Source organism: Nocardia sp. CC227C, from assembly GCF_030767025.1.
GTDB lineage: Bacteria > Actinomycetota > Actinomycetes > Mycobacteriales > Mycobacteriaceae > Nocardia.
Map to the genome: position 1 here is coordinate 1 of NZ_JASITE010000028.1, position 12,288 is coordinate 12,288.

The 12,288-nt window shown below is 70.4% G+C and carries 10 protein-coding genes; 1 reads left to right on the top strand and 9 read right to left on the bottom strand.

Annotation, left to right across the window (positions count from 1 at the left end; all coding sequences use genetic code 11):
• The 9 genes from QMO76_RS34160 to QMO76_RS34200 all read right to left on the bottom strand — a co-directional run.
• Nucleotides 1-197 (bottom strand): acetyl-coenzyme A synthetase N-terminal domain-containing protein (locus QMO76_RS34160; RefSeq protein WP_306365509.1); only part of this gene is annotated, 197 nt, incomplete at its 3' end.
• A gap of 29 nt (nucleotides 198-226) precedes the next feature.
• Nucleotides 227-1,855, bottom strand: coding sequence for a cation acetate symporter (locus tag QMO76_RS34165; protein ID WP_306365510.1), 1,629 nt, complete (start codon nucleotides 1,853-1,855; stop codon nucleotides 227-229).
• Nucleotides 1,852-2,211 carry a DUF485 domain-containing protein gene (locus tag QMO76_RS34170; protein WP_306365511.1) on the bottom strand — a complete coding sequence of 120 codons (360 nt, stop codon included), beginning with the start codon at nucleotides 2,209-2,211 and terminating at the stop codon, nucleotides 1,852-1,854. Before QMO76_RS34170 ends, QMO76_RS34165 begins: the two co-directional genes overlap by 4 nt.
• Before the next feature lie 173 nt (nucleotides 2,212-2,384).
• Entirely contained in the window at nucleotides 2,385-4,145 is a 1,761-nt protein-coding gene (locus tag QMO76_RS34175; protein ID WP_306365512.1) for a cation acetate symporter, read from the bottom strand.
• 2 nt (nucleotides 4,146-4,147) lie between these two features.
• The gene (locus QMO76_RS34180; protein WP_306365513.1) at nucleotides 4,148-4,510 is read right to left on the bottom strand and encodes a hypothetical protein; all 363 of its coding nucleotides are present in this window, start codon (nucleotides 4,508-4,510) and stop codon (nucleotides 4,148-4,150) included.
• Nucleotides 4,507-5,280 carry a LytTR family DNA-binding domain-containing protein gene (locus tag QMO76_RS34185; RefSeq protein ID WP_306365514.1) on the bottom strand — a complete coding sequence of 258 codons (774 nt, stop codon included), beginning with the start codon at nucleotides 5,278-5,280 and terminating at the stop codon, nucleotides 4,507-4,509. Before QMO76_RS34185 ends, QMO76_RS34180 begins: the two co-directional genes overlap by 4 nt.
• A 98-nt stretch (nucleotides 5,281-5,378) precedes the next feature.
• Nucleotides 5,379-6,923, bottom strand: a complete 1,545-nt coding sequence (locus QMO76_RS34190) for an NAD(P)/FAD-dependent oxidoreductase (protein WP_306365515.1) — start codon at nucleotides 6,921-6,923, stop codon at nucleotides 5,379-5,381.
• Between the two features lie 64 nt (nucleotides 6,924-6,987).
• A complete protein-coding gene (locus QMO76_RS34195; RefSeq protein ID WP_306365516.1) occupies nucleotides 6,988-8,184 on the bottom strand; it encodes a sensor histidine kinase in 1,197 nt (398 codons plus the stop codon).
• A gap of 43 nt (nucleotides 8,185-8,227) precedes the next feature.
• Nucleotides 8,228-11,494 (bottom strand): DUF4132 domain-containing protein, encoded by a 3,267-nt coding sequence (locus QMO76_RS34200; protein ID WP_306365517.1) that lies wholly within the window; start codon nucleotides 11,492-11,494, stop codon nucleotides 8,228-8,230.
• A 321-nt stretch (nucleotides 11,495-11,815) separates the two neighbouring features.
• On the opposite strand from QMO76_RS34200, the gene QMO76_RS34205 reads away from it, so the two are divergent.
• Nucleotides 11,816-12,250 (top strand): GH-E family nuclease, encoded by a 435-nt coding sequence (locus QMO76_RS34205; RefSeq protein WP_306365518.1) that lies wholly within the window; start codon nucleotides 11,816-11,818, stop codon nucleotides 12,248-12,250.
• Nucleotides 12,251-12,288 lie beyond the last annotated feature (38 nt).

The following is a 12,288-nucleotide window of genomic DNA, read 5'->3' on the forward strand; positions in this document are numbered from 1 at the left end:
TCATCCCAATCCAGTACGCGGCCGAACGGTTGATCCCAGTGCAGGCGCCGCGCCTGCTCGGCCCAGAAGCCGAGCCGGTCGGCCGCGGCCCGCTGGTAGAGCGAGGCGTCGGCATTGGCCGCGCCGGCGAACTCCGCGCTGGGCGGGTAGACCTCGGAATGGGTGACACTGCTGGACAATTCGATACTCCTTGACATGACGAGCGAGCGAGCCCGGGGACGGGCGATCAGTGCACGACGGCCTTCTCGGCGCCGACACCGGTGAGCGAGCGCACCTCCATCTCGGCGGCCTTGACCGGATCCTCCTTGTCGCGGCCCGCGAAGGTGCCGACGATGCCGAGTGCGAAGGCCAGCGGAATGGACACGATGCCCGGGTTGGACAGCGGGAACCAGTCGAAGTTCATCGACGGCAGCATGGCCGACTTGGAACCGGAGACGGCGGGGGAGAACACGATCAGCACGATGGTGGAGATCAGGCCGCCGTACATGCTCCACAGCGCGCCGGTGGTGTTGAAGCGCTTCCAGAACAGCGAGTACACGATGGTCGGCAGGTTCGCCGAGGCCGCCACCGCGAAGGCCAGCGCCACCAGGAAGGCGATGTTCTGACCGTTGGCGAGGATGCCGAGGCCGATGGCGAGCAGGCCGATGATCACGGCCGTGATCCGCGATACCCGAACCTGTTTCTTCTCGTCGACATTGCCGCGCTTGATGACACCGGCGTAGATGTCGTGGGCGAAGGACGCCGACGCGGTGATCGTCAGGCCCGCGACCACCGCGAGAATGGTGGCGAAGGCGACCGCGGAGATGATGCCCAGCAGCAGCACGCCGCCGAGTTCGAAGGCGAGCAGCGGAGCCGCCGAGTTCTGGCCGCCGGCCGCGCCGAGGATCTTGTCCGGGCCGACGATCGCCGCCGCGCCGTAGCCGAGCACCAGGGTGAACAGGTAGAACGCGCCGATCAGGGCGATGGCCCACACCACCGAGCGCCGCGCCTCCTTGGCGGTCGGCACCGTGTAGAAGCGCATGAGCACATGCGGCAGGCCGGCGGTGCCCAGCACCAGGGCCAGACCCAGCGACAGGAAGTTCAGCTTGGACAGCTCACTGCCGCCGTACTGCGCGCCGGGGGCGAGCACATCGCGCGCCGCCACACCCGCATTGGTGGATTCGGAGACGGTGCGCTGCGCGGAACCCAGGATGTCGGAGAGGTTGAATCCGAACTTCGCGAACACCAGCACGGTCATGAACGCCGCGCCGCTGATCAGCAGCATCGCCTTGATGATCTGCACCCAGGTGGTGCCCTTCATGCCGCCGACCAGCACGTACACGATCATGAGAATGCCGACCACGGCGATCACCACGGCCTGGCCCGCTTCGGAGGTGATATCCAGCAGCAGTGCGACCAGGCCACCCGCCCCGGCCATCTGCGCCAGCAGGTAGAACAGCGACACGGTCAGGGTGGACAGCGCCGCCGCGGTGCGCACCGGCCCCTGCGCGAGCCGGAAGCTCAGCACGTCGGCCATGGTGAATTTGCCGGTGTTCCTGAGCATTTCGGCCACCAGCAGCAGGGCGACCAGCCAGGCCACCAGGAAGCCGATGGAGTAGAGGAAGCCGTCGTAGCCGTAGACGGCGATGGCGCCCGCGATACCGAGGAAGCTGGCCGCCGACAGGTAGTCACCGGCGATGGCGATGCCGTTCTGCGGGCCGGAGAAGCCGCGGCCGCCGGTGAAGTAGTCGGCTGCGGTGGCATTGTTGCGGCTGGCGCGGATCACCACGATCATGGTCACGGCCACGAACAGGCCGAAGATCGCGATATTGGCGGCCGGATTGCCGACCGTCGTGGCGGCGAGATAGCTGGTCACGCCGGGCCTCCCTCGAGTTCGTTGCGGATGGCGGCGGCGCGCGGGTCGAGTTCGCGGTTGGCGAAGCGCACGTACAGGCCGGTGATCAGGAAGGTCGACACGAACTGGCCGAGGCCGAGCAACAGGCCGAGATTGACATTGCCGAAGACCTCGGTGGCCATGAAGTCGTGCGCGTAGGCGCCCAGCAGCACGTACACCAGGTACCAGGTGAGGAACAGCGCCGTCATGGGAAAAACGTAGCGCCGCAGTCGAGTTCGCAACTCCTGGAATTCGGGGCTGGCCTGGGCGGCGACGAAGTCCTCGGCGGTGGGCACCCGGCCGGGCCGCGTGCCGTCGTCGAGATCGGTACTGCTCATGGAGGGAGTCCTAGCGTGTGATGTGGCTTACTTCGCAGAACCGTAACGAGCGGCCGAGAGCTGGAACACGGTGTGGTGTGGGTCACTCGGTGAACCCGCGCGATCGTGCGGTGAGCGGTCGCTGTGTCGCGACGAGCGGTCGGCGTTGCGGGGCGCGCAGCGGCGCGAAACGATCAGGCCGAGTGCAGGCCGCGCTCGCGGTCCGCGCCCATGCCGAGGCGTTCGGGGGCGTGCATGCGGACGAAGATGCGGGCCACCTCGCGGGCCGACTGGCCGCGAGTCAGCTTGCTGCCCAGCATCATCGTGAGGAAGGCGAGCGGAACGCTCACGGCGGCCGGATATCCCAGGATGGCGGCGGGCCAGCCGTTCGCCGCCGTATCGCCGATGCCGCCCAGCACCGAGACCGCGGTCGCGCCGCCCGCGGTGAGGCCGCCGACAACCAGCCCGGCCGCCGCGCCCGTGGCCGTGAGGCCGCGCCACCAGATGCCCAGCACCAGCAGCGGGCACAGCGTCGACGCCGCCAGCGAGAAGGCCAGCCCCACCGTGCGGGAGACATCGAGGGTCGCGACACCGAACGACAGGCCCAGCGGCACCGCGCCGCCGATCAGCGCGGCCACCCGGAAGTCCCGGATGCGCCCGCGCAGCACGTCGGTGCTCAGCACGCCCGCGATACTCACCAGCAGCCCGGACGACGTCGACAGGAAGGCCGCCACCGCACCGGCGGCGGCCAAGGCGGCCAACAGCTTTCCGGGCAGTCCGGACAGCACCGCGCCGGGCAGCAGCAGCACCGCCGCGTCGGAGGTGCCGGTGAGCAGCAGCTGCGGGACGTACAGCCGCGCCAGTGCGCCGAGCAGCACCGGGAACAGATAGAACACGCCGACGAGGGCGATGACGGCGAGCGCGGTGGCGCGGGCGGCGCGACCGTCGGGATTGGTGTAGAAGCGCACCAGCACATGCGGTAATCCCATGGCGCCCAGGAACAATGCGATGATCAGCGAGTACACCGCGTACAGCGGATGCGGGCCGCCGAAGCCGCCACCCGCCCGCACCCAGTCCGCGCCGTCGGCGGGTGCGCCGACCACGACCGGCACGGCATCGCCGGACTCGAGTACGACCGTGGTGCCCGCGCCGAGGGTGTGCTCACCCGGGGTGAGGGTGACGAGGCCGTGTACGGCGCGTCCGTCCAGGGTGCCGTGGATCGAGGTCACCTGCGGTGCGTCGGTGGCCATGCGCACGGTGACCGCGGTGGTGACGTCCACGGTGGTGCGCTGGCTGACCGCGGGTGGTGCGGGCGTGCCGAATTCGCGGTCGTCGCCGAGGAAGTGCACCAGCAGGACCAGCGTGGGGATGGCCAGCGCGGTGAGTTTGAGCCAGTACTGGAACGCCTGGACGAAGGTGATCGAGCGCATCCCGCCCGCGGTCACATTCGCGATCACGATCACGCCGACCGCGGCCGCGCCCACCCAGCCCGGGACACCGAGCAGAATGCGCAAAGTCAGTCCCGCGCCCTGGAATTGGGGGATCAGGTAGAGCGCGCACACCAGCACCACGACCAGCGCCGCCAGTCGCCGCAGGCGCAGCGAGCCGAGCCGGAACTCGGCGAAGTCGGGCACCGTGTAGGAGCCGGAGCGGCGCAGCGGCGCGGCCACGAACAGCAGCAGGCCCAGATATCCGGCGGTGAATCCCACCGGATACCACAGGGCGTCGGCCCCGAACTTGGCGATCAGTCCCGCGACGCCGAGAAAGGATGCGGCGGAGAGGTATTCGCCGGAGATGGCGGCGGCGTTGAGCCGCGATCCCACTCCGCGCGAGGCGACCAGGAAGTCGGAGGTGGTGCGGGCCAGCCGGACGCCGAGCGCACCGATGGCCACCGTGGCGGCCGCCACCAGCACCAGCGCGGCGAGGGTGAGTCCGGAGGCCGGGACGGCGTCCACCCTCAGTCCTCGGCCAATTCGGCGAAGTCCTGGTCGTTGCGGTCGGCCAGCCGCAGGTAGACCCGTCCGGCCACGTACAGCAGCGGCGTGGACAGCACACCGAGCAGCAGCCACGGCAGCCGGATGCCCAGCACCACGGTGGAACCCACGCCGAGCGTGAACAGCACCGGCAGTGCGCCCAGCACCGCCACCACGACCAGGCCCGTCCGCACCGCGAGCCCGAACTGCGCCCGAATCAGCCCGTCGATCATGGCCGCGCCGATCTCGGTCTGCTCGGCCACCTCCACCCGCGTCCGCACCATGCGTGCCCCGCGCCGCTGCGCCAGCACCACCCGCTGCCGCACCGGCCGCAGTGGGCCGGTCATCGGGCGGGCCTTCGCGGGCGGATGAGCCGTTGCTTGAGATCACGCACCTGGCGGCGGCTCACCGGCAGCTCGGCGGCGGGGGCGGAACCCTCCGCGCGCAGGCACACCACGGTGCCCGTGCCGACCGTGCGCAGGCCGGTCACCATGCGCAGCGCGATCAGATACGACCGGTGAATCCGTACGAAACCGGCTTCGCGCCAGCGTGCCTCGAGTTCCGAGAGCGGGATGCGGATCAGGTGCGACCCGCTGGCGGTGTGCAGCCGCGCATAGTCGCCCTCGGCCTCCACCCAGCTCACGGTGGACCGCTCCACCAGCCGGGTGACCCCGCCGAGCTCGACCGGCAACACCTCGTCCGGATCGGTCTGTGGAGGCCGATCCGCCCGCGTCGCCGCGATGCGCCGCACCGCCTCACCGAGTCGTGCCTCGCGCAGCGGCTTGAGCAGGTAGTCCGTCGCCCCGATATCGAATGCGGCCACCGCGCGGTCGTCGTGCGCCGTCACGAACACCACCGCGGGCGGGTCGGCGAAGGCCGACAGGATGCCCGCCAGCTCCATCCCGTCCAGTCCGGGCATATTGATGTCGAGGAAGACCGCGTCCACCGGGTTCGCGCGCAGCAGCCGCAGCGCCGTGGTGGCATCGCCCGCCCGATGGATCTCGCCCACATCCGGCTGGGCGCGCAGCAGGTAGACCAGCTCATCCAGGGCCGGTTGCTCATCGTCGACGGCCAGCACGCGTAGCGCGCCCGGTCCGCTGTCGCTGGTCGAGGTCACAATCGGGTCATCGTAGGCCACCGGTCGGGCATCACGGGCGAACCCCGCGAATCCGGCACCACGGGTGGAGTCGGCCGTGCCGGACCGCCCGACGGCGGTCAGTCCGTCGCGGCGCGCGCCGTGGACCCGCCGTACCGGTAGTCGTCGAGTGGGAAACGGCGGTTGCCGCGCCGGGCCTCGAAGAATCCGGACGGCCGCACGTAGGTGCTGTCGCCCTGGGAGTTCCGGTAGTAGGTGGGCACGTGTCCGTTGAGATCGGCCAGGTAGTAGCGCAGCGCGGCGCCACGGCGGTGGATGGCGTGGTGATAGGCGTCGGCGACGTCCTTGCGCACCTCGCACCAGATCGCGCCGCGGCGGCGGGTCTCGGCGATCGCGCGGACCGCGTGGTCGGCGGTCATCTCCACGAAGGCGTGCCAGCCCGAACCGGTCCACGAGTACGGGCCGACGAGTGTCCAGCGGTTGGGCAGGCCGGGCACCGAGACGCTCTGATACGCCTGCAAGCCCTCCTCGCGGTAGAACTTCGCGAGGTCGAAGCCGTTGCGGCCCACTACGGTTCCCGGTCGGTAGGTCTCCGGGTCGGAGAACACCTCGTACCCGGTCGCCAGCACCAGCGCGTCGAGCCGGTGCGGGGTGCCGTCGGCCGTGCGGACCCCGGTCGCGGTGATCTCGTCGATCGGGTCGGTCACCAGGGCGACATTGTCGCGGTTGTAGGTCCGCAGATAGTCGTTCGAGAGGGTCGGCCGCTTGGCCAGTACACCGAAGTTCGGGGTCAGGCGTGCCCGGGTGGCTGCCTCCGGAACCACGCGCGCCAGATAGCGCCGATACAGGGCCTGGCAGCCCGCGTCGAAGCGGTCCATGGCGGGTCGGGCGATGCGGTTCGGCGCGCCCACCACGGTGCGCAGCACCAGATCGACCGCCACCAGGGCGGTGCCGTGCAGCAGGGGTTGCACGCCGGGAATCGCCAGTATCCGCTGTGCCGGAGCCGGAATCCCGATATCGGGTTTGGGGAGCGACCAGACCGGTGTGCGCTGGAAGACCGTCAGCCGCGCGACCTCGGGCGCGATGGACGGGATGATCTGCACCGCGCTCGCGCCGGTGCCGATGACGCCGACTCGTTTGCCGCACAGGTCGTAGTCGTGATCCCAATCGCTGGGGCGCAGCACCTTTCCCCGGAACGACCGTGCGCCCGGAATGCCCACGTCCGCACGGGGGCGGACGAACGCGCCGACGGCACTGATCACGAAGCGGGCCGTCACGGTGGAGCCGTCGGCGAGCCGCAGGGCCCAGTGCCCGGCCTCGTCATCCCATTGCTCGCACCGCACCTCGGCGCCGAAGCGCACCCGCTCGTGGACGCCGAAGCGGTGCGCGACCTCCACGTGATAGCGCTTGACCTCCTCGCCGCGCGGGAAGACCCGGCTCCAGGTCGCCTTGCGGGCGAACGAGTACTGGTAGGCCAGTGCCGGAATATCCACGCCCAGACCGGGATAGTGGTTCTCGTGCCAGCTGCCGCCGACCTCGTCCGCGCGTTCGAGCACCACGAAATCGTGGATTCCGGCGCGGCGCAGTTTCACTCCCGCCGCGATACCGCCGGGGCCCGCGCCGATGACCGCGACCTCGTACTGTGGCTCTGTTGTGTCGTCCATGCCCGTCTCATCTCGTGGTGTCCTCAAGGTAAACTGTCTGAGACGATGAGGCAAGATTCTTCGATCAGGCGCGGATGCCCGCGCGGAACTTCGGCACCCTCATGCTGACCTTGGTGCCCGCACCCGGCGCGGTCTCCACGACCAGGCCGTAGTCATTGCCGAAGGCGGCACGCAGGCGGTCGTCCACATTGGCCAGGCCGACATGAGCCGCCTCGGAACCACCGGTGCGGGAACCGGATTCGATGGCGTCCAGCGCGCCGGAGCGCAGCAGCTCCGGATCCATGCCGACGCCGTCGTCCTCCACGCTGATCACGCAGTCGGTGCCCTCGTCGAGGGCGACGATGCTGACCGTGCCGCCGCCGGGGCGCGGCGCCAGGCCGTGCCGCACGGCGTTCTCGACCAGGGGTTGCAGGGCCAGGAAGGGCAGCACCACGCCCAGCACCTCCGGGGCGATCCGGAGGCGCACCTGGAGTGCGTCGCCGAAGCGGGCGCGTTCGAGAGCCAGATAGCGGTCGATATTGCTCAATTCGTCGGAGAGCACCGTGAATTCGCCCGCCGCGCGGAAGGAATAGCGGGTGAAGTCGGCGAATTCGAGAATGAGTTCGCGGGCGCGGGCGGGATCGGTGCGCACGAACGACGCGATGGTGTTGAGCGCGTTGTAGATGAAGTGCGGGCTGATCTGGGCGCGCAGGGCACGGACCTCGGCGCGGTCGAGGCGGGCGCGGGAGGCGTCGAGTTCGGCCAGCTCCAGCTGCCCGCACACATAGCGGGCCACCTCGGCGAGCGCCCCGAGCATGCCCGGCTCGGGCTGTACGGTGGTGACCACGCCGAGCACCCCGACCGGTCCGGTGCTGTCGATGAGCAGTGGTTGCGCGATGAGGATGCGGCGCGGATAGGCGCCGCTCTCGGGGCCGGCGTCGAGTACCCGGCGTTCCCCGTCCACCGCGCGCCTGGCCGCCTCGGTGAAGCGGTCGGCGAGGTCGGCGTGCCCGCCGTCCCAGGCCAGCAGCGCTCCCGCCGGATCGGCGATACCGAGCCCGTCGGCGGCGGTGAGGGTGCGCAGGTACGGCGCTGCCTCGGCGGCCGACTCCTCGGTGAGGCCCCGTCGCAGCGCGTTCGCGGCGAGGGAGGCGGTGTGCAGCGTGCTGTGCACCGCGCGTTCGGCGGAGGTGGTCACGGTGCGGCGGGTACGCGGCCAGGCCGCGATGGCCGTGGCGATCAAGATTCCCGCGACCAGCACCGCCACCGCCGTCGCCGTCACCGGACGCGCCTCGGGTCACCCATGCGGGGATTATGACCGTTCGCTACTCGCGCCCATGTCGCAGCCAGGCGATATCGCGCAGGATCTCCGACACCGTGACGGGGTCCAAGTCGGCGAAGGTGATGCCGCCGGAGGTCGAACGGGTCGGATGCAGCCGCGCCTCGAAGGACTGTTCCGGCGACCCGTTCAGATCCCAGGTCGGCAGGCCCGGGTCGCAGCTCAGGTAGAGGACACGGCCGTGCGGCAGCGGCTTCTCGAAGTTGTCGATGTAGCCGCCGCCCCCGGTCTCCGGGGACAGCCAGCCGCGTGACGCCAGCCCCAGCAAGCGCGGTCCCTGGACCCTCACACCCGCGTCGCCGAGCGCGTCCCGGTCGCGCAGTTCGTCGGGGAGGGCGAAGGTCTCCCGCTCGATCTGGGGGAACGGTTGCAGGAGTTCGTAATCGGCGAAGATGTCCCGCCAGGCCGCCACCTCGTCCGGGAAACCGAGCGGATGGGCGACGCCGAGGACCGCATCGTCGGCGAGGGTGAACAGGTCGTCGGAGCTGTCGGCGAAGCCGCGATCCTCCGCGATGCGGAAGGTGGACGCCGGCGTGTCACCGTCGTAGACCCCCCACACCAGGCGGCGGGTCACATGCCAGCGCAGCGGATGGTCGATGAACAGGGTGCGCAGCTCCGCGACGGTGAAGCGCCGCCCCGTCACCATGGCCCGCTCCAGCCGCCGGATCTGATCGGCTGCGACCGCTCGGGCGTTCTTCTTGAGGGCGCGAAAATCCTTGTGCGCCTGTGCGGCTCGTTCGACGTCGTCGCGCGCCCCGGGCTTCGGAAGCGATCTGAGCGGGGTGCCGTCCGCGGTGGCGACGGTCGGACGCAGTTGATCGTCGAATCCGACCACGAACCGTCGCGGCCCGAAGTCGAGGACCGCGGTGCCGTCCGCGCGCAGCCCCAGATCCGGCACCAGGCGATCGGCCAGCTGATCGGCGGTGAGTCCGAGCCGCTCCGCCACCGCCTCGATACGCTCCTTCGCGCCCTCGCGCACGCGAGTGGTCTTCACCTTCTCGCTGATCTGCCGCAGTGCCAGCAGTGCGGCATCGGAACCGATGGCGACGAAGGCGTCCAGCGCCGACACCGAGCGCAGGTCGGAACGGTGGGTGCGGACATGGTCGAGCAGCGCCGCCACCGTCTCGTCATCGCCGAAGGAGCCGAGGGCGTCGTACACCCAGCTGTGCCGGGTGGGTGCGCCCGCACGCTGCCACTGCGAGAACAGCTCCCACGCCAGTTCGGCCAGCGATGCCGGATCGCAGTCCCGCGACACCTGCGCCACACCGGCATACGGCTCGAACGGGTCGGCCAGCATGAGCATGACGAGCAGATTGTCCACCGCGGCGGCCGGGAGGGGCGCGCCGTCGGCGGTCAGCACCCGGGGGAGTGCGGCCGTATTGACCCACGCCGGAACGGTCGGGAGTCGGGCGGGCAGCAGGGTGAGCGGGTCGGCCGCCAACAGCGCCGTCACGGCCGCCGCCGCCTTGTCGCCGTATTCCGCTGCGGCGGAGTGGATGTCGCCGTCGTGGCCGTGTGCCGCCAGCAGGCGCAGCACCCGGGTGGCGAGGCGGCGGTCCTTCGCGGCCGACCCGACGGCGCGGGGGATCAGCACGTGTGCGACGTGGCGGGCATGGCGGCGGAGATAACGCAGCGCCCCGGGGCGCAGGGTGCGGCGGTCCAGCCGGGCGATCGCGAGGTCGATCAGTTCCGTGCCCGCGTACGGAACGATCGCGTCCTCCATATCGCGGGGGTACTCGCGCGCCGCGGCGACGACCATCGGATAGGCGGCCGTTTCGAATTCCGCGATGGCGGCCTTGACCTGTGGTGACGGGCCGTAGAGCCAGCGCAGCCGGGAGGTGGCGAGGATCGGCAGGGCGCGCTCGGGGCCCGCGAGCACCAGCGCGCCCAGCACCTGTTCGGTGAGCGAGCCGTCGGTGCGGCGCTCCAGGGTCTTGTCGAGATCGGCGTAGTCGTCGGGTCGTACCAGGCTCCGCCATTCCTCGCGCTCGCCCGGCAGCCATGCGCAGTAGGGGTCGGTGGGCGCCGCGAGCCCGGGAACCGTGCCGGCCCTGCCGCCCTTGCCGCGTTGTCGATGCTGCCACGGCGGATTCCGAAGTATCCGAGGGATGTCGGCCACGTCGGTGGCCGGGCGGGATGTCATCCGGTCCATTTCGATGGCGATGAGTTCCGCTGTGGCGGTGGGCAGTTCGGCCCGCAGTCGCCGCGCCAGCTCGGGGTGGCCGTGAATGTGCTCGCGCAGGATGTCGCCGTGCGTGCCGGGGTCGAGCAGGCGCAGCGCCCGCATCGGGAAGCGGGCGGCGGCTTCCCGTACCGCGGTCAACGCGGGCGGACGGAACGTGCGGGCGGCCAAGGCCGCGAACGCGGCATCCGTGGGAATCACGCCGAGCGCGTCCGCGATCGGCGTGCGCAGCGCCTGCGTCGTATCCGGATGGTCGAACCAGTGCGTCAGCATCGCCACCGCGTCGAACCCCACCCCGTCGACCACGGTGATCGCCATGCCGGGCGTATCGAAGGCCAATCCCTCGGTGTCGTACCAGTAGCCGGTGAACAGCGAGTTCAACCGCCGCAACTGCGCCACCGAACCGGCCGCGTCGACGAGCAGTCGTGCGTCCCCCTTGGACTCGGCCGCCACCGCATCCTCGATATCCGCCGCCACCCACTCCCGCCGCGACGGCAACAACACCGACGTGACCACCCGTGCCCACCGCGACGTCCCCCGATAACGCTCCAGCACGGCGAGCGCCGGTGCCAGCTCCGCCGTCGAGCACCCCGCGAGGCGGTTGCGCAAGGCCCCCAACACCGCCCGCATCTCCCGCGCCTCACCCCGCGAGTCCCAATGCGAAGGCCGTACCCACAACGGCTCGGTCACCGCCCGCAGCAACACCTCGGCTGCGAACCCCCATCCCCGCACTGTCCCCCAATAATCAAGCAGCGCAGCCGCATCCGCCAGTGCCCGCCGCCGCTCCCCGGGGGTCAGGTAGTACGGCGTCGCCGCCCGGGTGCCCAGCAGCGCCGCCGCCAGCTCCACCCCCAGTTCCCCCACGCTCTCCGGAACCTCATCCGCCGCCACCCCGGCCCGTTCCTCGAGCCGCTCCACCGCCGACCCGATGTACCGCAGACAATCCCCCGCCCGCTCCGCTGCGGCCTCCACGTCGACCGAACAAGCCGGTGCCGTCAGCACCCCGTCCCGCCGGAACAGCAACTGCTTCAACTGTTTCGCCGTCGGCTCGAACCCCGACTCGTCAGCCACCCGCCCTTCTCCATCGGCCGATTCCTGCATGCGTACGGTCATCGATACCCCCGCGTAGTACCCGGTGCGTCGTGACGACTCTAGCCACCGCCGGTGACACGCCCGAGCGAGCGCCCTCCCCCTGCTGGGCAGCAGGCTGTGCCCGCACGGGCGGTATCGGATGCGGCCCGCGCTCATCGGGAAGTGGGCCCCCGGGGGCGAACACCGCCGGCCATGATGCCGTATTTCGGTCGGATTGCCTTGCGGCGCAAGTATGATGGATCGACGGTGGGATCGCGGGCGCCCCACCCTTCACGGACGTGCTTCGGAAGGAGCGAACCGATGAGGGCGAGTTATCAGCAGGAGATCGCGTTGCCCGAGGACATCGAGTTCGATGTCACATGGACCCCCGATGCGGCGGTCGACCAGGCCGTTGTCGACGCGTACGTCAATGCGCTGGGCAAACCGACGTGGTACACCGATCCCGTTCAGCTACGGGCCGCGCGCGATACTCGAATCTGGATGCTGTCCCACCACGAGTTCCGCGCCGTCGCCGATCCCTGGAACCCCCAGCGTCAGCTCCGCATCTTCCTGTGTGCGAGCTGTCGTAACGGCGTGTCCGAAAGCGGGGTGGAATTGGGGCACATTCGGCGGTGGCGTGACCATCTGAAGTACGCGGCGGTCGTCACCGCCGCCGAGGCCAGAGCGGCCTACAACGATCTCGCCAATCTGCGCCTCGAATGCCGCTCCTGCAACGCCAGCCACGATTGGGAGTAAGGACCACGGGCCCGGTGCGGGAGCTCACCCCCGGCACG